20 protein-coding genes are annotated in these 23471 nt (G+C 71.7%); 9 read left to right on the top strand and 11 right to left on the bottom strand.

From position 1 onward, the window contains the following. Positions 1-32 precede the first annotated feature (32 nt). The 3 genes from AB0937_RS21545 (at position 33) to AB0937_RS21535 (ending at position 4123) form a co-directional block, all read left to right on the top strand. Positions 33-881, top strand: coding sequence for a 3-hydroxyacyl-CoA dehydrogenase family protein (locus AB0937_RS21545; protein WP_234848483.1), 849 nt, complete (start codon positions 33-35; stop codon positions 879-881). A gap of 150 nt (positions 882-1031) precedes the next feature. Next, complete coding sequence (locus AB0937_RS21540; protein ID WP_003993003.1) at positions 1032-1355, top strand: STAS domain-containing protein; 324 nt, start codon at positions 1032-1034, stop codon at positions 1353-1355. 266 nt (positions 1356-1621) lie between these two features. Next, positions 1622-4123: an ATP-binding protein gene (locus tag AB0937_RS21535; RefSeq protein ID WP_366713781.1), complete on the top strand. Its 2502-nt coding sequence runs from the start codon at positions 1622-1624 to the stop codon at positions 4121-4123. Positions 4124-4189: 66 nt separating this feature from the next. On the opposite strand, the gene nucS is transcribed toward AB0937_RS21535, so the two are convergent. Continuing rightward, the gene (gene nucS / locus AB0937_RS21530) at positions 4190-4861 is read right to left on the bottom strand and encodes an endonuclease NucS (RefSeq protein ID WP_184560231.1); all 672 of its coding nucleotides are present in this window, start codon (positions 4859-4861) and stop codon (positions 4190-4192) included. 256 nt (positions 4862-5117) lie between these two features. On the opposite strand from nucS, the gene AB0937_RS21525 reads away from it, so the two are divergent. Beyond that, on the top strand, positions 5118-5510 hold the full coding sequence (locus AB0937_RS21525; protein WP_366713779.1) for an SCO5389 family protein: 393 nt from the start codon (positions 5118-5120) through the stop codon (positions 5508-5510). An 84-nt stretch (positions 5511-5594) separates the two neighbouring features. Here AB0937_RS21525 and AB0937_RS21520 read toward each other — a convergent pair whose 3' ends face one another. Then, entirely contained in the window at positions 5595-6623 is a 1029-nt protein-coding gene (locus tag AB0937_RS21520) for an LLM class flavin-dependent oxidoreductase (protein WP_366713777.1), read from the bottom strand. Positions 6624-6889: 266 nt separating this feature from the next. Here AB0937_RS21520 and AB0937_RS21515 point away from each other — a divergent pair, with 266 nt between their 5' ends. Then, on the top strand, positions 6890-7222 hold the full coding sequence (locus tag AB0937_RS21515) for an ATP/GTP-binding protein (RefSeq protein WP_366713775.1): 333 nt from the start codon (positions 6890-6892) through the stop codon (positions 7220-7222). Between the two features lie 6 nt (positions 7223-7228). On the opposite strand, the gene AB0937_RS21510 is transcribed toward AB0937_RS21515, so the two are convergent. From AB0937_RS21510 to mce, 7 genes are all read right to left on the bottom strand, one after another. Next, positions 7229-8101: an ABC transporter permease gene (locus tag AB0937_RS21510; protein WP_366713773.1), complete on the bottom strand. Its 873-nt coding sequence runs from the start codon at positions 8099-8101 to the stop codon at positions 7229-7231. Continuing rightward, complete coding sequence (locus tag AB0937_RS21505; RefSeq protein WP_366713771.1) at positions 8098-9444, bottom strand: ATP-binding cassette domain-containing protein; 1347 nt, start codon at positions 9442-9444, stop codon at positions 8098-8100. Before AB0937_RS21505 ends, AB0937_RS21510 begins: the two co-directional genes overlap by 4 nt. Before the next feature lie 220 nt (positions 9445-9664). After that, complete coding sequence (locus AB0937_RS21500; protein ID WP_366713769.1) at positions 9665-10435, bottom strand: ABC transporter permease; 771 nt, start codon at positions 10433-10435, stop codon at positions 9665-9667. Between the two features lie 3 nt (positions 10436-10438). Next, complete coding sequence (locus AB0937_RS21495) at positions 10439-11407, bottom strand: ABC transporter ATP-binding protein (RefSeq protein WP_366713767.1); 969 nt, start codon at positions 11405-11407, stop codon at positions 10439-10441. An 86-nt stretch (positions 11408-11493) separates the two neighbouring features. Continuing rightward, entirely contained in the window at positions 11494-12429 is a 936-nt protein-coding gene (locus AB0937_RS21490; protein WP_366713765.1) for a cellulose-binding protein, read from the bottom strand. 195 nt (positions 12430-12624) lie between these two features. Then, on the bottom strand, positions 12625-16539 hold the full coding sequence (gene scy / locus AB0937_RS21485; RefSeq protein WP_366713763.1) for a polarized growth protein Scy: 3915 nt from the start codon (positions 16537-16539) through the stop codon (positions 12625-12627). Positions 16540-16772: 233 nt separating this feature from the next. Next, positions 16773-17213 (bottom strand): methylmalonyl-CoA epimerase, encoded by a 441-nt coding sequence (gene mce, locus AB0937_RS21480; RefSeq protein ID WP_031107947.1) that lies wholly within the window; start codon positions 17211-17213, stop codon positions 16773-16775. A gap of 148 nt (positions 17214-17361) precedes the next feature. Between mce and AB0937_RS21475 the strand changes: the two genes are divergently transcribed. Both AB0937_RS21475 and meaB read left to right on the top strand, forming a co-directional pair. Then, positions 17362-18570: an acetyl-CoA C-acetyltransferase gene (locus AB0937_RS21475; RefSeq protein WP_366713761.1), complete on the top strand. Its 1209-nt coding sequence runs from the start codon at positions 17362-17364 to the stop codon at positions 18568-18570. A gap of 53 nt (positions 18571-18623) precedes the next feature. Next, on the top strand, positions 18624-19580 hold the full coding sequence (meaB, locus tag AB0937_RS21470) for a methylmalonyl Co-A mutase-associated GTPase MeaB (protein WP_366713759.1): 957 nt from the start codon (positions 18624-18626) through the stop codon (positions 19578-19580). Positions 19581-20005: 425 nt separating this feature from the next. Here the strand turns inward: meaB and AB0937_RS21465 are convergent, their stop codons facing one another. After that, on the bottom strand, positions 20006-20656 hold the full coding sequence (locus tag AB0937_RS21465) for a PepSY domain-containing protein (RefSeq protein ID WP_366713757.1): 651 nt from the start codon (positions 20654-20656) through the stop codon (positions 20006-20008). A 116-nt stretch (positions 20657-20772) separates the two neighbouring features. Between AB0937_RS21465 and AB0937_RS21460 the strand changes: the two genes are divergently transcribed. Together AB0937_RS21460 and AB0937_RS21455 are read left to right on the top strand one after the other, a co-directional pair. Next, the gene (locus AB0937_RS21460; protein ID WP_366713755.1) at positions 20773-21441 is read left to right on the top strand and encodes a response regulator transcription factor; all 669 of its coding nucleotides are present in this window, start codon (positions 20773-20775) and stop codon (positions 21439-21441) included. Continuing rightward, the gene (locus tag AB0937_RS21455) at positions 21438-22847 is read left to right on the top strand and encodes a HAMP domain-containing sensor histidine kinase (RefSeq protein WP_366713753.1); all 1410 of its coding nucleotides are present in this window, start codon (positions 21438-21440) and stop codon (positions 22845-22847) included. Before AB0937_RS21460 ends, AB0937_RS21455 begins: the two co-directional genes overlap by 4 nt. A gap of 88 nt (positions 22848-22935) precedes the next feature. Here AB0937_RS21455 and AB0937_RS21450 read toward each other — a convergent pair whose 3' ends face one another. Beyond that, positions 22936-23412 carry a MarR family transcriptional regulator gene (locus tag AB0937_RS21450; RefSeq protein ID WP_366713751.1) on the bottom strand — a complete coding sequence of 159 codons (477 nt, stop codon included), beginning with the start codon at positions 23410-23412 and terminating at the stop codon, positions 22936-22938. Positions 23413-23471 lie beyond the last annotated feature (59 nt).

The raw sequence follows: 23471 nt of genomic DNA, 5'->3' as shown, positions 1-23471 counted from the left end.
AGACATAAGCAGCGCGTCAGGGGAGTCGCACAGTGGCAGGGAAGCTCGCCGTCATCGGAGCCGGCCTCATGGGATCCGGCATCGCCCAGGTCTCCGCACAGGCGGGCTGGGAGGTCGTCCTGCGTGACGTCACCGACGAGGCGCTCAAGCGCGGCACCGACGGCATCAAGGCGTCGTACGACAAGTTCGTCGCCAAGGGCAAGCTGGAGGCGCACGACGCCGACGCCGCCCTCGCCCGCATCACCGCGACCACCGACCTGGACGCCGTGGCCGACGCGGACGTCGTCGTCGAGGCCGTGTTCGAGAAGCTGGAGATCAAGCACGAGATCTTCCGCGCGCTCGACAAGATCGTGAAGGACGAGGCGATCCTCGCCTCCAACACCTCCGCCATCCCGATCACCAAGATCGCGGCGGCCACGGAGCGCCCCGAGCGGGTCGTCGGCACGCACTTCTTCTCGCCGGTGCCGATGATGCAGCTGTGCGAACTGGTCCGCGGCTACAAGACCAGCGACGAAACCCTCGCCACGGCCCGGGAGTTCGCCGAGTCGGTCGGCAAGACCTGCATCGTCGTCAACCGCGACGTCGCCGGCTTCGTGACGACCCGCCTCATCTGCGCCCTGGTCGTCGAGGCCGCGAAGCTTCAGGAGTCGGGTGTGGCGAGCGCCGAGGACATCGACCTGGCCTGCAAGCTGGGCTTCGGTCACGCGATGGGCCCGCTGGCGACGGCGGACCTGACCGGCGTCGACATCCTGCTGCACGCCACGAACAACATCTACACCGAGTCCCAGGACGAGAAGTTCGCGGCTCCCGAGTCGATGCGCCGGATGGTTGACGCCGGTGACATCGGACGCAAGAGCGGGCAGGGCTTCTACAAGCACTGAAACCGCACATGCTCGGGATCCATCACACCCCAGGGTGAATTCGGTATCGGTTCGCTCACAAGAAGCAACCTCTGACTCCTCCACGCAGTCAGAGGTTGCATCACCCACATCCAGAACGCGGAGCACGATTCGCACGCACGGGGAGCGCATATGCACATCAGGGGCGACCACGCCGAGCTGGTCGTCGGGGGCCGCCTCGACGTCCGCAGCGCGGCGGACGCCCGTACGGTCCTGCACTCGGCCGTCGACGACGGCGTCGGGGACCTGGTGCTGGATCTGTCCGAACTGGACTCCTGGGACGCCACCGGACTGGGTGTGATCATGGGGGCCCACCGGCGGGCCGGCCGCTGCGGCCGGCGCCTGGTGCTGCGCGGTGTGCCGCCGCAGATGCAGCGTCTGCTGGTGGCCACCCGTCTGCACCGGATCCTGGCGATCGAGGGGGGCATCGGGGTGGAGACCCTTCCCCGCGTGTGACGGCTCGTACGGGTGTGAGCCGGGCGGCCGGGGACACCCGGACGCACGTCGTCGAATCGTGCGACGCGCACAATCCTCACGAGACCGTGACGTTACGGACGGCGCGGTACCCCGGACTGTCGTAGATACTGTGCGAAGGTTTAGGGTTCGGCTGCCCGCTGACTTGAACCCTTCGAGCGGGACCGGACCAGAAGCGACAGCGCGGTGTGCAGCAAGGCCGGGAGGGGCTTTTCCACGCACACACACGCTTTTGGGGGGCTTGACCTATGGATCCTGACAACCAGGGACCCGAGGAGTACGGCCACGAAGGTGACGGCCCCGCGCCGCGCCAGCGCCCTCCCAGGGAATCCCTCACACCCGACTTCGCGCAGCACGCGCCGGCGCTCGCCCGCACGGTGCGGCTCGTCTCCGGTGACTTCCTGCTGACGGTCAACCCCGTCGACGGCAGCGAGATAGAGGCCTGCCCGCCCGCGGAACGCCCCGCCCGGCCCGTGAAGCTCACCACGGCCGAACGCGCCGAGGCGGAACGCGCGGCCCGCCCGCCCGTTCCGCCCGGCCCCCCGCAACCCGCCCTGCCGCTGCTGGCCCGCCAGGAGGAGCGCGAGCGCCTGGTGCGCCTGCTCGCCCGCGGCCGCTCCACCCGCCTCACCGGCGCGCCCGGCTCCGGCCGCACCCGTCTCCTCGATCTCGTCGCCGAGGACTGCTCCGACCTCGCCCCCGACGGCGTCGTCCGCCTCAACGGCTTCGGACGCACCGCCGACGACCTGCTGTACGACCTGTTCCACGCGGTCTACGGCGCCCCCCTGCACCGCCCGGACCGGGACGAACTGCTCACCCACGTCGGCGAGATCGGCGCCGTCGTCGTCCTCGACGACCTGGAGTTCGGTGGCGCCGCGCTCGACGAGCTGCTGGAGGCCACCCCCGAGTGCGCCTTCCTGTTCGGCGCCACCCCCGACGTGCCGACCCCCTCAGCCGACGCCGGCGTCGAGGAGGTCCTCCTCGGCGGACTGGAGCGCGCCGCCGGGCTCGACCTGCTGGAACACGCCGTCGGCCGGACCCTCACCGAGGAGGAGTCCACCTGGGCCGGAGACCTCTGGTTCGAGTCCGAGGGCCTGCCGCTGCGCTTCGTCCAGGCCGGCGCCCTGCTGCGCCAGCGCGACCGGCTGCGCGCCGGCACCAGCGCCGTCGACGAGTTCGGCGTCTTCGAGGACGCGCCCTTGGCCGACACCGCCGAGGCCTACGACCTCGGCGACGACGTGCCGCTGCCCGCGCTCGGCGAGGCCGCCGCCCCCGCGCCGCTGCTCGCCTCCCGGCTGAGCGCCTCCGCCCGCGCCACCCTGAAGTTCGCGCTCGCCCTCGGCGGCGAGATCCCGCACCAGGCGCATCTGCCGGCCCTGGTCGGCGACACCCACGCGGACGCCGCGCTCGGCGAACTGGCCGCCTGCGGCCTGGTCTCGCCGGTCGGCTCCCGCTACCGCCTCGCGGCCGGCGTACCGGCCCAGCTGGAGGCCGCCGGGTACGCCGACGAGGCCGAGGCCCGGGCCCGCAGCGCCGCCCAGCACTACTCCTGGTGGGCCGGGCACCCCTCGGTCACCCCCGAGCGCGTGTGCGCCGAGGCCGACGCGGTCCTCGCCGCCCTGGCCGTCCTCGGACCGGTCACCCGCCCGCCCGCCGAGGGGGAGGAGAGCGCGGCCGTGCACCTGGCCCGCACCGCCGCCCCCGCCTTCGCCGCCGGACTGCACTGGAGCGCCTGGGAGCGCGCCCTGCGCTCGGGTGCCGAGGCCGCCCGGCTCGCCGGGGAAGTCGCCGAAGAGGCCTACTTCCACCACGAGCTCGGCGTCCTCGCCCTGTGCCGGGGCCGGCTCGACCGGGCCCGCGCCGAACTGGAGGCCTCCATCGGCCTGCGCGGCGCCCTCGCCGACAAGCGGGGCACCGTCGCCGGCCGCCGTGCCCTCGCCCTGGTCGCCGACCGCTCGGGCACACCGCTCGGGCTCGGACCGACCGCGGGGGAGGAGGTGCCCGACACCCGTGACGAGGAGTCTGCGTCCCCGCCCGGCGGTGTTCCCGCGCCCTTCCCCACGCTCCAGCAGCCGCCCTCCCCGGCCCTGGTCACCCACCGCACCACGCCCGGGACCTCCCGGGCGGCCCGGGGCGGTCTCAAGGGCCTGGCCCGGCGCAACCTCGTGGCCGCCGGGGCCGGTGCCCTGCTCGTCGCCGTCCTGGGCACGGTGGTGACGCTCGGCGCCACCTCCGACAACGACAAGAACCCGCCCTCCGGCCAGGTCGGCGTCAACCCTTCCGCGAGTCAGGGCGTCAGCGACGACAGCCTCGGCGCCGACCGGCCCGGGAACGACGGCGGTGACACCGGCGAGGTGCCCGCCCGGCCGACGGACCCGGGCCCGGACGGAACCCTCGGCACGTCGGACGACCCGACGCCGACGGCCTCCCCGAGCGGTTCACCGGACCCGAGCGGTTCCGCGTCCCCGTCGAAGCCGCCGTCGTCCTCGAAGCCGCCGTCCACGTCCAAGCCGCCCGCGACGTCCAAGCCGCCTGCGACGTCGAAGCCTCCGACGTCCAAGCCTCCGACGTCCGAGCCGCCGACCTCGCAGCCGCCCACGTCCGAGCCGCCCACCTCGCAGCCGCCGACGACCAGCCCGTCCACCTCCGACTCGGCCAGCGGCCCGGCGCCGAGCGCTCCCACGAGCAACTCGGCGAGCGCGCCGCAGAGCACCACGGGCACGCCCAGCGGCCCGGAGACGGTGATCTGAGGCCCGTACACACGGCAGGGCCGGGTCCGTCGCACGGACCCGGCCCCTTCGTCGTCGTACGGGCCGTCAGAACAGCCGCAGCTTGTCGTCCTCGATGCCGCGCAGCGCGTCGTAGTCGAGCACCTGGCAGCCGATGCCGCGGTCGGTCGCGAGGACGCGCGCCTGCGGCTTGATCTCCTGTGCCGCGAAGACACCGCGCACCGGGGCCAGATGGGGATCCCGGTTCAGCAGCTCCAGGTAGCGCGTGAGCTGTTCCACGCCGTCGATCTCACCGCGCCGCTTGATCTCCACCGCGACGGTCCTGCCGTCGGCGTCCCGGCACAGGATGTCGACCGGTCCGATGGCCGTCGGGTACTCGCGGCGGATCAGGGTGTAGCCCTCGCCGAGTGTCTCGATGCGGTCGGCCAGCAGCTCCTGGAGGTGCGCTTCCACGCCGTCCTTGATCAGGCCGGGATCGACGCCCAGTTCGTGCGAGGAGTCGTGGAGGACTTCCTCCATCGTGATGATGAGCTTCTCACCCGCCTTGTTGACGACGGTCCAGACGCCCTCCTCCTCGCCGGTGCCCTCCTTCAGGGTGCACGGCGGCGACATCCAGTTCAGGGGCTTGTAGGCCCGGTCGTCGGCGTGGATCGAGACGCTGCCGTCCGCCTTCACCAGGATCAGGCGCGGGGCCGAGGGGAGGTGGGCGGTGAGCCGCCCGGCGTAGTCCACGGAGCAGCGGGCAATGACGAGACGCATGGTCGGCAACGCTACTCGACGGGCGCCTGTCGACGCGATTCGCCCTGGAAAACACGCGTTCGGTATTGGCCGATTGTGTGCACGGTGTGCTCAGCGGGAGTGTCTCATCTGCGCATTTTCCTGGTGCCGTCACCGTACGTTGCTTACCGTATGAACGGGAGGTCGCGGTGCGTGTACGCAGCGTGTCCGGTGTCGCGAACTCCCTCATCTGTCCGGCAACCCCTGCCCGCCGGGCGGGGGTGCGAGAGGAGAACTCATGTCGCTCGACGTCTCACCGGCCCTACTCGAACAGGCCGAGCGAGGCGAGGTCGACGAAGCGGAATTCGTCGACTGCGTCCGGGCCTCCCTGCCCTACGCATGGGAGATGATCAGCTCACTGGTGGCCCAGCTGAAGGTGGACGGCGGTGCGTTCGCCGACAACCAGACGCCCCCGCCGGACGAGCAGGCACGCGGTCAGCTGCTGCGTGCACTTGCGAGTGACGCGATACGCGGCGCGCTGCAACGGCACTTCGGTGTGCGGCTGGCCTTCCAGAACTGCCACCGGGTGGCCGTGTTCCCGCTCGACTCCTCGGTCGACGAGAAGCTGGACCGCTTCACCTCGATCCGCAGTCAGGTACTGAACCAGTCACCCGAGTTCCGGGACTGCTGACGCGGCGCCACTTGCTTGCCGCTCCGTACGCGGGAGGTGCAGTTCTGTACCGGAGCGGCAAGCCCACAGGAATGCATGGCGCACTCAGACGAGTTGGGGGAGCACCTCGGCCCCCAGCCGCCGCACGTTCTCCTCGGTCGCCGCCAGATCGCCCGAACCCTCGACGAGCAGCGCGAAGCGGGAGATGCCGGTCCGCTCACTGGTCGCCGCCAGCCGGTCCGCGCACAGCCGCGGGGTGCCCACCGGGTGCAGCCCGCAGAGCAGTTCGGTGTAGGCCAGCGGGTCGCGCATCCGGCGCGAGCGCCCGTCGACCGTGACATGCGCCTCCAGGCCCTGCTTCAGCCAGCCGGGCATCGCCTTCATCAACGTCTCCGCCGCGTCGACCCGCCGGTCCGCGATCTGGCAGACGCCGGCCGACACATGGGACGCGCCCAGGATCTCCTCCGGCGACCGCCCGCAGGCTCGCGCGTGCTGCCGCCACAAGGCGACCATCTCGGCCTTCTCCTCGTCCCCCACGTGCATCCCGAGCAGCATCGACAGACCCCGCTCGGCGGCCAGCCGCACGCTCGCCGGTGAGGTGCAGGCGACGACGACCTCGGGTCCCGGGCCCTCCGCCAGGGCCTCCGACGGCCGCGGCACCACCGGGACTTCGCGGAAGCGGAAGCGCTCCCCGTCGGCCGCCACGGACGACTCGCGCAGCCAGCGCACCAGAAGCTCCAGGGACTCCGGGAACCCCTGTTCGTACGCCTCCAGACCCGCGCCGAACACCTCGAGGTCGACCCAGGGGCCGCCGCGCCCGACACCGAGAGTGAAACGGCCGTCGCTCGTGTGGTGCAGCAGCGCCGCCTGTTCGCCGAGGGCCACCGGGTGGACCGTGGGCAGCACACTGACCGCCGTACCGACCCGGATGCGCCGGGTGCGGCCCAGCAGCAGGGCGGCCAGGGTGATGGCCGACGGACACGTGCCGTACGGCACGAAGTGGTGCTCGGCCAGCCAGACCGTGTCGAGCCCGGCCTCCTCGGCCACCTCGGCCGAGCGGACCGCGCGGTGCAGCGCCTCCCCCTGGCCCTGGCCGGGGAACTGGGCCGCCAACACGAAACTTCCAACGCGCATTGCTTTCCTGCTTCCTTGGCTCCGACACGGAGCTCCCCCACAGCGCATAACCGTCTGACACGTGCCGAGGACACGGCCGGGCGGAGTATTTTGCGGATTGTCTGCAGAATGGGTCGTTCCGCCGGCGGTCAGGAGCAGAGCAACGAGGGGCCGGGACCGCCGGACCACGAGGCACCGAGGGCGATCCGCGCCGTACGCGTACCCCTGTGCGCGCCGCGTAGGCTGGACGCGGCCCGTGCTTCCTGTATAGCCCCGAGAGGTGTCCCGTGTCCCCGCGTCGCAACCGACCCAAGGGCGCCGCTTCGTCCGGCCGGAGCGCCGAGGACGACCGGCCCGGCCGCTACGGCGGCTGGCAGGCCTCGGAGAACTGGCAGGGCGAGAACTGGAGCGTGCGGCACGTCGCCGGCGCGAGCGCGCAGGGCAAGTCCTACCGCTGCCCGGGCTGCGACCAGCTGATCCCCGACGGGGTGCCGCACGTGGTGGCCTGGTCGGAGCATACGGGCGTGGACGACCGGCGGCACTGGCACAAGGCCTGCTGGAACGCGCGGGACCGCCGCACCCCGGGGGTGCAGCGGTCCCGTAACGCGCCGAAGTTCTGAACGGGCTCAGACGTCCCGCTTCTCCTGCAGTACGAAGGCGCCGGCGAACGCGACGGCCGTGACGCCGAGGATGATCCACAGCGGGTCCCAGCCGGACGGGCCGGACTCGCTGAGGGAGTTGGCGTAGAAGACGCTGAGCTGGTTCGGGATCGAGTACTCGAACAGGGCGTCGCGCACGTCCTGGAGGGACTCCGAGAACATGAACAGGGCGATCACCAGCGGGGCCAGGACGGCACCGATCATGATGGTGATGGCGCCCGCCGAGTGCCGGATGATCGAGCCGACCAGGAGCGAGAGCAGGCCCAGCAGCGCGATGTAGAGCGAGATGCCGACCGTGCCCTTGAGCCACTCGCCGCCGGAGGGGGACTTGGCGCCGTCGCCCTCCAGCATCGCCACGTGCATCAAGGCCACGAGCGACGCGGACACCAGCGTCACGACGAACGCGGTCAGGAAGAACACCACGGCCTTCGCCGCCAGCACCCGGCCCCGGCTCGGGCACGCGACCATCGTGGTGCGGATCATGCCGGTGCCGTACTCCGAGGCCGTGGTCAGCACGCCCAGCGTGATGATGCACATGCTGCCCAGCAACAGCCCGAAGAAGCCCAGACCGAGGGGGCTCTCGCCGTCCAGGGCCGGGTCGGATTCGGCCACCACCACGCCGGTCAGCGTGCCGATGCCGATGACGAGCAGGACGAACACTCCGAGCGTCCACAGGGTGGAACGCACCGACCTGATCTTCGTCCACTCGGATGCGACGGCATGCCCGAGGTGCGTGCGCACGACCGGGATCGGCGAGGTGTAGCCGGGCGGGAACGAAGTGCCGGGCGCCGCCTGCCAGGCGGGCGCGGCCTGCGGCATCTGGGACTGGGGGCTGCTCATCGGGCGTCCTCGGGCTTGGTCAGGTCGGGAGTCGGGGCGGCGGCGGGCGCGGACGGCGCGGTGGCGGGCTGCGCGGGCGCGGCGGCCGGCTGGGCCGCGGGCTGCGGAGCGCTCTGCGGCACGGGCGGGGCGGCGGGGGCCTGACCCGGCCCGGGCCGGGCTGCGCCCTGCGGAGCGTCCTGGGGCGCCGGCGGCGTCTGGGGCGCGGGCTGGGCGTACGGGTTGGCCGTGCCCGGGCCGGAAGCGCCCTGGGCGGAGCCGTACGGGCCCGCCGGTGCCTGACCCGGTGCGCCCTGGGGCGCGAACGGCTGCCCGCCCTGCTGGGGCGGCGGCGGGGCGTACCAGCCCGGCTGGCCCTGCCCGGGCACCGGCATCGGCGGCTGCGCGCCGGGCGGCAGCGGCTGCTGGAGCCCTTCCTTCTGGTCGATGGTCGAGCGGTAGTCGACGGCGCCCTGCGTCATGCGCATGTACGCCTCCTCCAGGGAGGCCTGGTGCGGCGACAGCTCCCACAGCCGTACGCCGTGGTCGTGCGCGATGTCGCTGATGCGCGGCAGGGCCAGCCCCGTCACGCGCAGCGCGCCGTCCTGCTCGGGCAGCACGTGCCCGCCCGACTCGGTCAGCGCGGCCGACAGCTTCTCGCGCTGCTGCGGCTCGGTGTCGGGCGTGCGCACCCGTGCGAAGTCCGCGGAGTTCGCCGAGATGAAGTCGGTGACGCTCATGTCGGCGAGCAACTGACCGCGCCCGATGACGATGAGGTGGTCGGCCGTCAGCGCCATCTCGCTCATCAGATGGGAGGAGACGAAGACCGTACGGCCCTCCGCCGCCAGCGCCTTCATCAGGTTGCGCACCCAGAGGATGCCCTCGGGGTCGAGGCCGTTGACCGGCTCGTCGAACAGCAGCACCTGCGGGTCGCCGAGCAGTGCCGCCGCGATGCCGAGCCGCTGCCCCATGCCGAGCGAGAAGCCCTTGGACCGCTTCTTGGCCACGTCCTGCAGACCGACCACGCCGAGCACCTCGTCCACCCGCCGGGCCGGGATGCCCGAGAGCTGGGCCAGGGACAGCAGGTGGTTGCGGGCGGAGCGGCCGCCGTGCACCGCCTTGGCGTCCAGCAGGGCGCCGACCTGACGGGCGGCGTTGGGCAGCCTGCGGTACGGATAGCCGCCGATCGTCACCTGCCCGGCCGTCGGGTTGTCCAGGCCGAGGATCATGCGCATCGTCGTCGACTTGCCCGAGCCGTTGGGCCCGAGGAAGCCGGTGACGGCCCCGGGCCGCACCTGGAAGGAAAGGTTGTACACAGCGGTCTTGTCGCCGTAGCGCTTCGTCAGGCCGACTGCTTCGATCATGCTCCGCACCCATCGCAAGGTTCAGGACAGCGGGGCACACGCCCCCGTAAGGGTTAGGAGGATATCGAGGCGCTGACGGTTCCGGCCAAGAGCAGGTAAAAGGTCACGCCATGCCCGCCCCCGCTCTTTACGAGGGTCTTCGCCCGGCACCCCGAGAGCACGCACCAGACGCCGCGCGGCCCGCCCTCCGGGCGGACGAGGGGACTTCTGCGGACACGACCTAGGCATCGCGTTTCTTCAGCAGCACATAGCCGCCGACGAGCGCCGCGAGCACCCACAGCCCCATGATCCCGAGGCCGCCCCACGGTCCGTACGGGGTGTCGTCGTCGATCGGCGTGACCACCTGCATGATCTTGCTGCCGGCCTGGTCGGGAAGGAACCGGCCGACCTTCTTGGTCGCGTCGACGTTGCCCAGGATGTTGGAGATCAGGAAGAAGAACGGCATCAGGATGCCCAGCGACAGCATCGGCGAGCGCAGCATCGCGGCGATGCCCATGGAGAACATCGCGATCAGCGCCATGTAGAGGCCCCCGCCGAGCACCGCCCGCAGCACCCCCGGGTCGCCGATCTCCGCCCGGTGCGAGCCCAGCATCGCCTGCCCCAGGAAGAAGGCGGCGAAGCTGGTGACGAGACCGACCAGCAGGGCGAGCCCACTGGCGACGGCGATCTTGCTGAACAGGAAGGAGCCGCGCTGCGGCACCGCGGCCAGCGAGGTGCGGATCATGCCGGTGCTGTACTCGTTCGACACGACGAGCACCCCGAACACGATCATCGCGAGCTGACCGAGACTCATCCCCGCGAAACTGATGAACGTCGGGTCGAACTCCGCCCGGTCCTGCGCGTTCATCGAGTCGAACTCGTTCTTGGACAGCGCCGAGATCAGCATGCCGAGGGCGACCGTCACGACCACCACCAGCGAGAGTGTCCACACCGTGGATGCCACCGACCGGATCTTGGTCCACTCCGACCGGACGACCTGCGTCACCGCCATGCCTCAGCCCCTCTTCCAGCCGTCGCCCCACTGCTGCCGCGGTGGCTCGGGGCTCGTCGCGCTCGTCCCGCTGTGTGCGTGGTACTCCACCGACTCCGCAGTCAGCTGCATGAACGCCTCCTCCAGCGAGGCCTGTTGCGGACTCAGCTCGTGCAGCGTGATCCGGTGCTGCGCCGCCAGCTCACCGATCTGCTCCGCCTTGCCGCCGTCCACCTCCAGCACCCCGCCGCCGCTCTCCACGGCCACGATCCCCGCCTGGTGCAGCACGTCGAGCAGCCGCTCCCGCTGCGGACTGCGGACCCGGACGTACGACCGCGAGTTGCGCGCGATGAAGTCGGCCATGGAAGTGTCCGCGAGGAGCCGGCCCTGCCCGATGACGACGAGGTGCTCGGCCGTCAGGGCCATCTCGCTCATCAGATGGGAGGAGACGAAGACGGTCCTGCCCTGCGCCGCCAGCGACTTCATCAGGGTGCGGATCCAGTGGATGCCCTCGGGATCGAGGCCGTTGACCGGCTCGTCGAACATCAGGATCCGCGGGTCGCCGAGCAGCGCGGCCGCGATGCCGAGCCGCTGCCCCATGCCCATCGAGAAGCCCTTGGTCTTCTTCTTCGCGACCGCGGTGAGACCGACCGTCTCCAGTACGTCCCGCACCCGGCTGCTCGGGATGCCGTTGCTCTGTGCGAGGCACAGCAGATGGTTGTAGGCGGTGCGCCCGCCGTGCCAGGCCTTGGCCTCCAGCAGGGCTCCGATGCACGTCAGCGGGTCCTTGAGCTGCTCGTAGTGCTTGCCGTCGATGCGGACGTCGCCCGCGGTCGGGTGGTCGAGACCCAGGATCATCCGCATGGTCGTCGACTTGCCCGCGCCGTTCGGACCCAGGAAGCCGGTGACGATGCCCGGTCTCACGGTGAACGACAGGTTGTTGACCGCCACCTTCTCGCCGTACCGCTTGGTCAGCCCCGCCAGCTCAATCATGCCCGCCACGCTAGAACGGGACAAAGCCCTCTGCCACCCGGGCGGCAGAGGGCTTTGCGGAGATTCAGCCTCCGTATGCCCGCGTGTTACCGGGACTGCTGCGCCGGGACCCCACGGGAGATCGGCTCGTCCTCGGCCGGCGTACCGGCGGCGGCCACCGCGGCGCCCGTGAGCGTCGCGAGCATCTCGCGGACGTTCGTCAGCTGGGCGTTGATGCTGTCGCGGCGGTTGGTGAGGGCCGCGAGCTCCCGCTCGGATTCCGAACGGATGCGGTCGGCCTTGGCGTTGGCGTCGGCCACGATGTCCTCGGCCTGGCGCTGGGCCGTCTCCACCGTCTGGCGGGCGCGGCGCTCGGCGTCCGTGCGCAGCTTCTCGGCCTCTAGGCGCAGCTGCTCGGCACGGTGCTCGATCTCGGCGAGGCGCTTCTCGGCCTTGGCCTGACGGGAAGCCAGGTCGCGCTCGGACTGCTCCCGGCGCTTGGCGAGGTTTGTCTCGAAATCGGCGGCGGCCTGCGCGGCCTTGGCGCGGGTCTCCTCGAAGAGGGCGTCCGCCTCCTCACGCTTGGACTGCGCGTCCTTCTGCGCGTCGGCACGCAGCTGGGAAGCGTCGCTCTTGGCCTTCTCGACGATCCGCAGACCCTCGTCCTCGGCCTTCGCCTTGCGCTCCGCCGCGTACGACTCGGCGTCGTTGCGCACCTGCTGGGCGGCCGACTCGGCGAGCTCGCGGTGCTGCTCGGCCGCGCGCCGGGCCTCCTCGCGCAGGTCCTTCGCCTCTTCCTCGGCGAGGCGGAGGATCTTCTCCACGCGCGCGCCGAGACCCGCGTACGACGGCTCGGCGTCGGTGACCTGGGCCTGGGCGTTCTGCGTCTCGAGGTGGAGCTCTTCGATGCGCTTTTCCAGAGCGGTGATGCGGGCGAGAGCGCTGTCACGGTCGGAGACGAGCTTGGAGATACGTTCGTCCACCTGAGCGCGGTCGTACCCACGCCGCACAAGCTCGAAGCCGTAGGGGGAAGTGTCGCTCATGGGGTTCCTGTCGAATGAGACCGGTGAGGTGATAGGTGGAATCCTAGGGGCCGGAACGGTGTGTCATCGAGCGGATGCGCGTTTGATCTGGAAAATGAGACCCCTTTTGAGTGGCTAAGCGGCGGATCACTTGCCAAAACTTGGTCAAAGCCCCCGGAGAGCCCCGGAATCGGACTCGTCAGCCCGGCCGGACCGCTAGCCGTCCGAGGACTTGCCACCCGATCGGGGTGCGCCGACCGTCGCGCCCGCCTTGACTCCGTTGTCCTTGGACCCGGCGGGTGCCTCGAAGGATTCCAACGCCTCCAGGACGTCCTGGACACGGGAGATCTCGGCGTTGATGTCCTCGCGACGGCGGACCAGGACCTCCAGCTCGCGCTTGCCCTCCTCGACCGTGCGCTTGGCCTCGCGGATCGCCTCGGCCTTGAGCTCCTCGGCCTCCCGGACCAGCGTGGTCTTCTTCTGCTCGGCCTCCTTGAGCAGCCCCTCCGCCTTCTTCACCGCGGCGATACGGACCTTGCCCGCCTCGGAGTTGGCCTCCGAGACGATCTCCTTCGCCTTGGCCTGAGCCTTCGCGAGCTGCTCCTCGGCCGCCTTGACGAGCGCGTCGCAGCGGTCGCCCGCCGACTTCATCGTCTCGGCCGACTCACGGCGGGCCCGCTCGTGCAGCTCCTCGATCTCGGAGGTGATGCGGTCGCGCAGCTCCTCGGCACGCTCCCTTATCTGCGTGGCGTCCCGGCGCGCGCCGACCAGCAGCTCGTCCGCGTCCGTACGGGCCTTCTCCACCATGGAGTTGCCCTCGACCGTCGCCTCGGACACCAGCCGGTCGGCCTCGGTACGGGCCGCGCCCACCATCTTGTCGGCCTGCGACTCGGCCTCCGCCGTGGTCTTGTGCGCCTGCTGCTGGGCCTCGCTCAGCAGCTTGTCCGCCTCGGCCGTGGTCTCCGTGATGAGCTTGTCGACCTGCTCGGCCGCCTCGGAGCGCCGCTTGTTGGCGTCCTTGCGGGCCTCGTCCAGGGTGCGGTCGGCCTCCTCGCGCGCGGCGGTGACGAGCCGCTCCGCCTCCGCCTCCGCGTCCGTCTTGACGCGCTCGGCCTCACGGCGGATCCGCTCGGCGTGCTGCTGCGCCGAGCCGACCGTCTCGGCGGCCTCGGCCCGCAGCCGCTCGGCCTCGCCGGTGGCCTCCGCGACCAGCTGGTCGGCCGTGGCGGCCGACTCGGACCGCACCCGCTCGGCCTCGGACAAGGCCTCCGTGCGGACCCGCTCGGCCTCGGCGACCGTCTCCCTCCGCAGCCGGTCGGTCTCCTGGACCGTCTCGGTGGTGAGCCGCTCCGCCTCGCTGCGTGCCTCGGCGATGAGCGTGTCCGCCTGCGTCGCCGCGTCCGACCGGATGCGGTTGGCGTCCTCGCGCGCGTCCGCCCGGGTGCGCGAGGCACTCTGCTCCGCCTCGGCGATCGCGTCCGACGCCTCCGTGCGCACCCGCTGGGCGTGCTCGGCGACGTCCGCGCGGATCCGCTCCGCCTCCGCGACCGCCTCGGACATCGTCCGCTCGGCGAGCGCCTTGGCGGCCTCGGCCTCCTCGTGCGCCTCGCGCCGCAGCCGGCCCGCGTCCTCGCTCGCCCGCTCCCGCTCGGCGTAGGCGTCGGAGCGGACCCGGTCCGCCTCCTCCTGGGCCTCCCGGCGCGTACGGTCCGCCGCGTGCTCCGCCGCGGAGCGCAGCCCGGTGATCTCCTCCTGGGCCTGCTCGTGCAGCCCGGCGACGGAGTCGCGGACCTGCTGGGCGTGCTGCTCGGCCGCCGACACCATCTCCGTGGCCCGCCGGTCGGCCTCCTCGACCAGCCGGACGGCCTCGGTCTGCGCGTCCTCCACGCGCTTGCGCGCCGAGGCCAGCAGCTCCTCGCTCTGCTCGCGGGCCCGCTCGCGCTCCTGGTCGGCCTCCTGGCGGGCGCTGCCGAGGAGTTCCTCGGCCTCGCGGCGGCGCCGGTTGGCCTCCTCCTGGGCGGCGGCCAGTGTCTCGGACGCCTCCGCGCCGAGCCGCTCGGCGGCGGCCTGCGCCTCCGCGCGCACCCGGTCGGCGCTCTCCTGCGCCTCCGACTTCAGCCGCTCGGCCTCACCCGCCGCCTCCGAGCGCAGCCGTACGGCGACGGCCTCGCCCTCGGCACGCGCCGCGGACGCGTCCGCGGCGGCCTCGTCACGCAGCCGCTCGGCCTCCGCCTCGGCCTGCTGCTGGAGCGTACGGATCCGCTCGGCGGCCTCGGCGCGCAGCCGCTCGTTCTCCTCGGCGGCCTCGCGGCGGATCCGCGCGGCCTCCTCACGGGCGTCCGACAGCGCCTGCTCGGCGGCCGTCAGCCGCTCTTCCGCCTCCCTCTGGAGCCGCGTCAGCTCCTCGGCGGCCTCGGCGCGACGGGCGTCTATGGCCCGCTCGGTCTCCTCGTGCAGCTCCCGGGCCGCGCGCTCGGCCTCCTCCTTGAGCGCCTCGGCCTGCTCGACGACCTCCTCGCGGTGCCGCTCGGCCTCCTGCCGGGTGCGCTGGAGGGTCTCCTCGGCCTGCCTGCGCAGGGTCGTCGCCCGCTCGATGGCCTCGGTGCGGACCTTCTCGCTGTCCGCCTGGGCCGTCGTACGCAGCTCGTCCGCGTCCGCCTTGGCCTTGGCGAGCAGCTCCTCGGCGGACTTCGCCGCCTCCTCGATCTGCGCCACGGCCTCCTTGCGGGCCTCGGCGCGGATCTTCTCGCCCTCGTCGACCGCGTCCGCCCGCAGCTGCTCGGCCTCGCCGCGCAGCCGGCGGGCCTCCTCCTGCAGCTCGACCGTCTTGGCGCGGTACTCCTTGGTGTCGTCCTTCGCCGCGCCCTTGAGCTGTTCGGCGATGTCGTGTGCCTCGGCCCGCAGCCGGTCCGCCTCGGCCTCGGCCTCCGAGCGGATCCGCTCGGCCTCCTCCGCCGCGGCCCTGGTGGTCTTCTTGGCGTCCTCCGACGCCTTGTCGAGGACCTCCTCGGCCGTGCGCGCCGCCTTGGACAGCTGGGTCGCGGTCTCCTCGGCGGTGAGCGTGCGGGCCTTCTCGGAGGCCTCCGCGACGATCTTCTCGGCCTCGGCCTTGGCGTCGGCGACGATCTGCTCGGCCTCGGACTTGGTGTTCTCGGCCTCCTTCGTGGCCTCCTCGACCAGCCGGGCGACCTGCTCCTTGGCGGTGCGCGTCCGCGTCTCGTTGGCCGACTCGGCGCTCGCCAGGGCCTTGGCGGCGGCCTCCTTGGCCTCCGTGACCAGCTTCTCCGACTCGGCCTGCGCCTTGCGCAGCGCCTCCTCGGCCTCCGCCATCCGCTGCTCGGCGGCCTTGCTCAGCTCCTGGGCCTCGCGGCGGGCGGACTCCGACTCCGTGGCGCTGGAGGTGCGCAGCTGCTCGGCGTGGTCGGTGGCCTCCTGGGCCTGCGTGGAGGCGGCGTTGAGCAGGCGCTCGGCGTCCGTACGGGCGCGGCGCAGGATCTGCTCGGCCTCGGCCCGGGCCTCCTCGGCCGCGCTCGTCAGCCGCTGCCGGGCCTCGGTGGCCAGCCGCTCGGCCTCCGCGCGGGCGGTGGCCAGGGCCTGCTCGGCCTCGGCGCGGGACTCGTCCAGCAGCCGGCGGGCCTGCTGCTCGGTGCGGGCCCGCAGCTGTTCGGCCCACGCCACGTTCTCGTTGACGTGCGACTCGACCGTCTGACGGCGCTCGGCCAGCTCCTGGTCCAGCTGCTGGCGGCGGGTCACCGCCTCCTGGTGCAGCTCCGCCTGGAGCCGGGCCGCCTGCTCTGCGTGTTCCTGGAGGATCCGCTGGGTCTGGGCCCGGGCCTCGCTCAGCTCACGGTCGGCGTCCGCCCGGATCTGGTCGGCCTGCACCTGCGCGTTGCGCAGCAACTGCTCGGCCTGCCAGCCGATGTCGCCCCCGTCGAAGGAGGGCCGGGACATGATGGTGCGCCGCGCCTCGTGCAGCTTGGCGCGCAGCACCTCGACCTGGTAGCCGAGGTCCTCGGCGTGCTGGATCGCCTTTTCCCGTTCGGTCTTCAGCCGCTTCATCTCGGCTTCGAACCGAGAGAGGTGGTCGACGTCAGCCGCCGGCTCTCGCTCCTGGCTCTCGTAGCCCCGCACTGCGCGGTCCCATCCGTCCCCTGGTCGCAACTCTTACCGAACGAGCTCCGTCCATCCGCCGAACGGGGCCCCCGGGGAATGGTGTCAGATCATCGGCGGAGCAGAGGCTGCTGCCCCGACGCTCGTCCCCCGAAACCCGGACCCCGGTGGTCCTGCCGTCGCACGGCGGGACCGCGGTCACCCTGGACTGAGCGGCGACCGCCCCCAACCCTACCGGCCCTTATGTACGAGGGTCAGTGCTCAGGTGACTCAACGGGCGCCGAAGTGACCAGTTCTGTCAGTACGCCATGACAGTCCTTGGGGTGCAGGAAGGTGATCCGTGACCCCATGGAACCGACTCGCGGCTCTTCGTACAGCACGCGTACGCCCTTGCCCTTGATCTCCTCGGCGTCCCCGTCGACATCTGCCGTACCGAAAGCGATGTGGTGGACGCCCTCCCCGTTCTTGGCGAGCCACTTCGCGACGGTGGAGTCCTCGCGGGTCGGCTCCAGGAGCTGCAGGTAGGAGGCGCCGCCGTCGGACGTCTCGTTGATCTTGAGCATGGCCTCCCGCACGCCCTGCTCCTCGTTGACCTCGGAGTGGAACACCTCGAAGCCGTAGGTGGCACGGTAGAACTCGACGGTCTTGTCGAGGTCGAAACAGGCGATTCCGATGTGGTCGATTCGCGTCAGCATGGATTCAGTGCAGCGCCCCCGAGGTGGTTACGCAACGTGCGCGCGATCACACCGACAGCCCGATGACGGCACGGAGTGCCACTCAGTACATTCGAAGTAAACCCTCGTTCACTCCTCGGCTGTGCAGCCGGTAAGGGGATCGCAGCTCATGTCTTCTGGAACTTCCGAAGCGAACAGCACGGTGATCGTCGCGGGCGCGCGTACGCCCATGGGTCGGTTGCTCGGATCGCTGAAGTCCTTCTCCGGAGCCGACCTCGGCGGCTTCGCGATCAAGGCCGCCCTCGACCGTGCGGGGATCGGTGGCGACCAGGTGCAGTACGTGATCATGGGGCAGGTGCTCCAGGCCGGTGCGGGGCAGATCCCGGCCCGCCAGGCCGCCGTCAAGGCCGGCATCCCGATGAACGTGCCGGCGCTGACCATCAACAAGGTGTGTCTGTCGGGCCTCGACGCCATCGCGCTCGCCGACCAGCTCATCCGCGCGGGTGAATTCGACGTGGTCGTCGCCGGTGGCCAGGAGTCCATGACCAACGCCCCGCACCTGCTGCCGAAGTCCCGCGAGGGCTACAAGTACGGCGCGGTCGAGATGCTCGACGCCATGGCCCACGACGGTCTGACCGACTCCTTCGACGGTGTCGCCATGGGCGAGTCGACGGAGAAGCACAACACCCGCCTGGGCATCGCGCGGCCCGAGCAGGACGAGATCGCCGCGCTGTCGCACCAGCGGGCCGCCGCGGCGCAGAAGAACGGCCTGTTCGACGCCGAGATCACCCCCGTCGAGATCCCGCAGCGCAAGGGCGACCCGGTGCTGTTCAGCAAGGACGAGGGCATCCGCGGTGACACGACCGCCGAGTCGCTCGGGAAGCTGCGTCCGGCGTTCGCCAAGGACGGCACGATCACGGCCGGTTCCGCCTCGCAGATCTCCGACGGTGCCGCCGCCGTCGTCGTGATGAGCAAGGCCAAGGCCCAGGAGCTCGGCCTGGAGTGGATCGCCGAGATCGGGGCGCACGGGAACGTGGCCGGGCCGGACAACTCGCTGCAGTCGCAGCCGTCCAACGCGATCCTGCACGCCCTGAAGAAGGAGGGCCTGGAGGTCGCGGACCTCGACCTCATCGAGATCAACGAGGCGTTCGCGGCTGTGGCCGTGCAGTCCATGAAGGACCTCGGAGTGTCCACCGAAAAGGTGAATGTCAACGGTGGTGCAATTGCCCTGGGTCACCCGATCGGGATGTCCGGCGCGCGTCTGGTGCTGCATCTGGCGCTGGAGCTGAAGCGGCGCGGCGGTGGTGTGGGCGCGGCCGCGCTGTGCGGTGGCGGCGGGCAGGGTGACGCGCTGATCGTGCGGGTACCGAAGGCCTGAGAGCACGTTCGGCAGGTTTCTCGGCTAGGTCCCTTTTTCTGAACGGAGCTGTGATGCAGGACGTCTCCACCCTGGTGGCCCAGGCCAGGGAAGGCCGGCCGCGGGCCGTGGCCCGGCTGATCTCCCTGGTGGAGGGGGCGTCCCCGCAGCTGCGGGAGGTCATGGCGGCGCTCGCGCCCCTGACGGGCGGGGCGTACGTCGTGGGGCTGACCGGGTCGCCCGGGGTCGGCAAGTCGACGTCGACCTCGGCGCTGGTCACCGCGTACCGCAAGCAGGGCAAACGGGTCGGCGTGCTCGCCGTCGACCCGTCGTCCCCGTTCTCGGGCGGTGCGCTGCTCGGGGACCGGGTGCGGATGTCGGAGCACGCGTCCGACCCGGGCGTGTACATCCGCTCGATGGCGACGCGCGGGCATCTGGGGGGGCTGGCCTGGGCGGCCCCGCAGGCCATCCGGGTGCTGGACGCCGCCGGCTGTGACGTGATCCTCGTCGAGACGGTGGGTGTGGGGCAGTCGGAGGTGGAGATCGCCTCGCAGGCGGACACGTCCGTCGTGCTGCTCGCGCCGGGGATGGGCGACGGGATCCAGGCGGCCAAGGCCGGGATCCTGGAGATCGGTGATGTGTACGTCGTGAACAAGGCGGACCGGGACGGGGCGGACGCCACGGCCCGCGAGCTGAACCACATGCTGGGGCTGGGGGAGTCCCGGGGGCCGGGCGACTGGCGTCCGCCGATCGTGAAGACGGTCGCCGCGCGGGGTGAGGGCGTCGACGAGGTCGTCGAGGCGCTGGAGAAGCACCGGGCCTGGATGGAGGAGCGGGGCGTCCTCACGGAGCGCCGGGCGGCCCGGGCCTCGCGTGAGGTCGAGACGATCGCGGTGACGGCGTTGCGGGAGCGGATCGGGGACCTGCACGGGGACCGGCGCCTCGGGGCGCTGGCGGAGCGGATCGTGGCGGGCGAGCTGGATCCGTACCGGGCGGCTGACGAGCTGGTGGCCGGGTTGACGGAGGGCTGAGAGGGCTTCGGTCTTTTCGCCTGGCGGTGGGTGGGGGTGCGCGCTCGCTTCGCCTTCGCGTGGGGTGCGGGTCGGGGCCGCGCCGGGGGGTGTCCGTCCTCGGAACGGCGCGATGGACCTTCATACCGGCTGACTGTCCGTTGACGCGCCAACCGCTGCGGGCGGACACCCCCCGGCACGGCCCCTTCTCGCCGTACGCGGGTGCGGGTCCGCCCATCCGCGGGCATGCGCAGCCGCCCCCGCTGCAGGCATGCGTGCCGCCAGGGGCGGCACGGGTGGGCGCAGCGGTACCCCGCTACGCCGGGCTGCGGACCCACCCGGCCTCAGCACCGACGCAGCGGCACCTCGGGACTCCGGGTTGCGGACCCACCCGGCCCCGGCGTCCGTGTGGGGACGCCGGGGCCGTGAAGAGGGGCAGCTGGTGATCAGTCCTGGTCGTCCGCGTCGTCGTCCTGCGCGTCGGCGCGGTCCGCCGTGACCTTGCCCGAGGTGGGGTCGATCTTCCAGTCCTGCTCGGCGCCGCCGGACTTGCGGGTCTCGGCCTCCCAGGACTTGTTCTTGCCGTCGTCGTCGAGGTCCACGGACGTCACCACGCCCTTGCCGGCGGCAGCCTTCGCGGCCTCCTCGGCCGTCACCGACGAGCCCTTCAGCGCCGCCCGCACCTGCGCCGTGCCGTCCTCGTCGTCGGTGTGCGAGCCGAGGACCTTGCCGCTGGCCGGGTCGACGTCCACGCTGTGCCAGGTGTCGTCGCCGGACAGGACGTCGACCGTCCAGACGGCCTTGCCGCTTTCGTCCTCGTCGTCCAGCTCGGCGGAGACGACCGTGCCCGACGTGTGCTTCAGCGCGGAGGCGATCGCCTCGGACGCCGTCACGTCCGCCGGCACCGTCTTCTCGGCGTCGTCGTCCCGGTCGCCGTCGTCGCCCCGGTCGTCCCGGACGTCGTCGTTCGACAGCTGAGTGGTGGCCGCCTGCCGCGCCGAGCCCCCGTCGCCTCCCGTGGTCGCCAGAGCGGTGGCCGTCCCGCCTCCGATCAGAGCGGCGGCGGTCACGGCGGCGATCACGATGTTGCGCTTCATGCGGATTCCTCCCGAGTCGTTTCGTTTTCGACGTCTTCGACTCTGGCGGACGGAGGCTGAGAGGACCCTGAAGGCCCCTGAAGGGATCTTCAGGTTGGCTTTGCCACTCTTTACCCATGCGCCTGTTGATCGTGGAGGACGAGAAGCGGCTGGCCCTGTCGCTCGCCAGGGGCCTGACGGCCGAGGGGTACGCCGTGGACGTCGTCCATGACGGCCGCGAGGGGCTGTACCAGGCCTCGGAGGGCACGTACGACCTGGTCATCCTCGACATCATGCTGCCCGGCCTCAACGGCTACCGGGTCTGCGCCGCCCTGCGGGCCGCGGGCCACGAGGTGCCGATCCTGATGCTGACCGCCAAGGACGGCGAGTACGACGAGGCCGAGGGGCTCGACACCGGTGCGGACGACTACCTGACCAAGCCGTTCTCGTACGTCGTGCTCGTGGCCCGGGTCAAGGCGCTGCTGCGGCGGCGCGGGCAGGGGGCCGGGGCGTCGCCCGTGCATGTGCACGGCGACCTGAAGGTGGACACCGCGGCCCGGCGGGTCTTCCTGGGCGAGGACGAGATCACCCTCACCGCCAAGGAGTTCTCCGTGCTGGAGCAGCTCGTGCTGCGGGCCGGCGAGGTGGTGTCCAAGCCCGAGATCCTGGAGCACGTCTGGGACTTCGCGTACGAGGGTGATCCCAACATCGTCGAGGTGTACGTCAGCACCCTGCGGCGCAAGCTGCGGGCGGGGCTGATCCGGACCGTGCGCGGGGCCGGCTACCGGCTGGAGACGTCGCCGTGAGGCGGCTGTTCGGGTCCGTCCGGGCGCGGGCCACGCTGGGAGCCACGCTCGTGGTCGCGGTGGCACTCGTCGCCGCGGGCGCCGCCGTGCTGCTGTCGCTGCGGTCCAACCTGATCGGCGAGGCCGGTACGCAGGCGGAGCGCTCCGCGCGGGCGGTCGCCGCCGAACTCGCCGCCGGCACGCCGTACGACAAGCTCTCGGGGCTGGACGGCGACGACGGGCCGGTGCAGGTCGTCGACGAGCACGAGCGGCTGGTCGCGGCCAGTGAGGATCTGGAGCGGATCAGCGGGACCGACACCGGGCAGGTGAAGCCGCAGCCGGCGGCGAGTCCCACCGGCGATGACGACGACGACTCCGATGACGCGGGCGAGGCGCTGGAACCCGGTGAGATCTCCGGGGAGAGCGTCTTCAGCAACGGGTCCGCGACGATCGACGGCGACGAGGAGGACTACCGCTTCGCCGCCGTCGAGGTGGAGACCCACGACCGGGGCCACCTCAAGGTCTACGCCGGTTCCCCGCTGGCCGCCGAGCACGGGGCCGTGCGGACCGCGCTGACGGTGATGCTGATCGGATTCCCGCTGCTGCTCGCCGTCGTCGCGGCCGTCACCTGGCTGGTCACCCGCAGGGCCCTGCGGCCCGTGGAGGGCATCCGGCGCGAGATGGCCGCGATCACCCACTCCGAGGACCTCGCCCGGCGCGTTCCGGAGCCGGACACGCACGACGAGATCGCCCGGCTCGCCAGCACCACCAATGAGACGCTCGCGGCCCTGGAAACCTCCGTGGAGCGGCAGCGGCGGTTCGTCGCCGACGCGTCCCACGAGCTGCGGAGCCCGATCGCCTCGCTGCGGACGCAGTTGGAGGTGGCCGCAGCCCATCCCGAGCTGCTGGACCTCGACGGGGCCGTGGAGGACACCGTGCGGCTCCAGCGGCTCGCCGCCGACCTGCTGCTGCTCGCCCGGCTGGACGCGGGGGAGCGGTCCAATGACGCGAAGATCGACCTCGCCGCACTCGCCCGCGAGGAGGCCGACGGGCGGACGGGTGTCACCGTGGACGCGGAGCCGGTGGAGGTGGCCGGATCGCGGGGGCAGCTGGGGCGGGTGCTGGCCAATCTGCTGGACAACGCCCAGCGGCACGCCCGGTCGGCGGTCACCGTGACCGTGCGGCGCGAGGGTGACCGGGCCGTGGCCGGGGTGGCGGACGACGGTGACGGGGTGCCCGAGGACGACCGGGAGCGGATCTTCGAACGGTTCGTCCGGCTGGACGCCGCACGCAGTCGCGACGACGGCGGTGCCGGGCTGGGGCTCGCCATCGCCCGGGACGTCGCCGTCCGGCACGGCGGCAGCCTCACGGCGGGGCGGGGGCCCGCAGGCGGAGCCCTCTTCGAACTCCGCCTGCCGCTCGCCTGAAGGACTGTTGCGAAAGCGGCGTCGTCGCCCGAAGGGCGGCCGCGCGGCAGGCGCCACTTTCGCAACAGGCCCTGGCGGGAAGCGCGGGCTATGGGCGCCCGCGCTGGCCGCGCAGGTGCTCCGCGATGGGCTTGAGGCCCTTGTCCAGCTCGGCCAGGGCCTCGGGGGACAGCAGGTCGATGAAGTGCCTGCGCACGGAGGCGACGTGGTGGGGCGCGACTTTCTGCATCGTCGACATGCCGTGGTCGGTGAGGACCGCGTAGAGCCCCCGGCGGTCCGACTCGCAGTTCTCCCGCCGGACCAGGTTCGCGTTCTCCATGCGCGTGATCTGGTGCGAGAGGCGGCTCTTGGACTGGAGCGTGGCGGAGGCGAGGTCGCTCATCCGCATTCTCTGGTCGTCGGACTCGGAGAGATTCACCAGGATCTCGTAGTCGTTCATTGTCAGGCCGAACGGCTGCAGGTCCTTCTCGAGCTGGTACGTCAACAGCCTGTTGACCTCCAGGTGGGTGCGCCAAGCGCACTGCTCCGCATCGGTCAGCCAGCGGGTGGCCGTCTCGGTCTCCATGAATGAAGTCTACCTAAAATGTTGAAAGGCGAACTAGTGAGGGGTGGCGTGTGACCCCG

It is taken from the genome of Streptomyces sp. NPDC047880, from assembly GCF_040706515.1.
Lineage (GTDB): Bacteria > Actinomycetota > Actinomycetes > Streptomycetales > Streptomycetaceae > Streptomyces.
This window is presented reverse-complemented; position numbering and strand designations above follow the sequence as displayed.

Excerpts from the sequence above, each read along its gene's own strand:
- AB0937_RS21525 (WP_366713779.1), top strand. The coding sequence starts at position 5,118 with ATGTCGCTCGACGTCTCACCGGCCCTACTCGAACAGGCCGAGCGAGGC.
- AB0937_RS21510 (WP_366713773.1), bottom strand. The coding sequence starts at position 8,101 with ATGAGCAGCCCCCAGTCCCAGATGCCGCAGGCCGCGCCCGCCTGGCAG.
- AB0937_RS21505 (WP_366713771.1), bottom strand. The coding sequence starts at position 9,444 with ATGATCGAAGCAGTCGGCCTGACGAAGCGCTACGGCGACAAGACCGCT.
- AB0937_RS21520 (WP_366713777.1), bottom strand. The coding sequence starts at position 6,623 with ATGCGCGTTGGAAGTTTCGTGTTGGCGGCCCAGTTCCCCGGCCAGGGC.
- AB0937_RS21460 (WP_366713755.1), top strand. The coding sequence starts at position 20,773 with ATGCGCCTGTTGATCGTGGAGGACGAGAAGCGGCTGGCCCTGTCGCTC.
- AB0937_RS21495 (WP_366713767.1), bottom strand. The coding sequence starts at position 11,407 with ATGATTGAGCTGGCGGGGCTGACCAAGCGGTACGGCGAGAAGGTGGCG.
- AB0937_RS21535 (WP_366713781.1), top strand. The coding sequence starts at position 1,622 with ATGGATCCTGACAACCAGGGACCCGAGGAGTACGGCCACGAAGGTGAC.
- nucS (WP_184560231.1), bottom strand. The coding sequence starts at position 4,861 with ATGCGTCTCGTCATTGCCCGCTGCTCCGTGGACTACGCCGGGCGGCTC.
- AB0937_RS21490 (WP_366713765.1), bottom strand. The coding sequence starts at position 12,429 with ATGAGCGACACTTCCCCCTACGGCTTCGAGCTTGTGCGGCGTGGGTAC.
- AB0937_RS21450 (WP_366713751.1), bottom strand. The coding sequence starts at position 23,412 with ATGGAGACCGAGACGGCCACCCGCTGGCTGACCGATGCGGAGCAGTGC.
- AB0937_RS21475 (WP_366713761.1), top strand. The coding sequence starts at position 17,362 with ATGTCTTCTGGAACTTCCGAAGCGAACAGCACGGTGATCGTCGCGGGC.
- mce (WP_031107947.1), bottom strand. The coding sequence starts at position 17,213 with ATGCTGACGCGAATCGACCACATCGGAATCGCCTGTTTCGACCTCGAC.
- meaB (WP_366713759.1), top strand. The coding sequence starts at position 18,624 with ATGCAGGACGTCTCCACCCTGGTGGCCCAGGCCAGGGAAGGCCGGCCG.
- AB0937_RS21540 (WP_003993003.1), top strand. The coding sequence starts at position 1,032 with ATGCACATCAGGGGCGACCACGCCGAGCTGGTCGTCGGGGGCCGCCTC.
- AB0937_RS21465 (WP_366713757.1), bottom strand. The coding sequence starts at position 20,656 with ATGAAGCGCAACATCGTGATCGCCGCCGTGACCGCCGCCGCTCTGATC.
- AB0937_RS21500 (WP_366713769.1), bottom strand. The coding sequence starts at position 10,435 with ATGGCGGTGACGCAGGTCGTCCGGTCGGAGTGGACCAAGATCCGGTCG.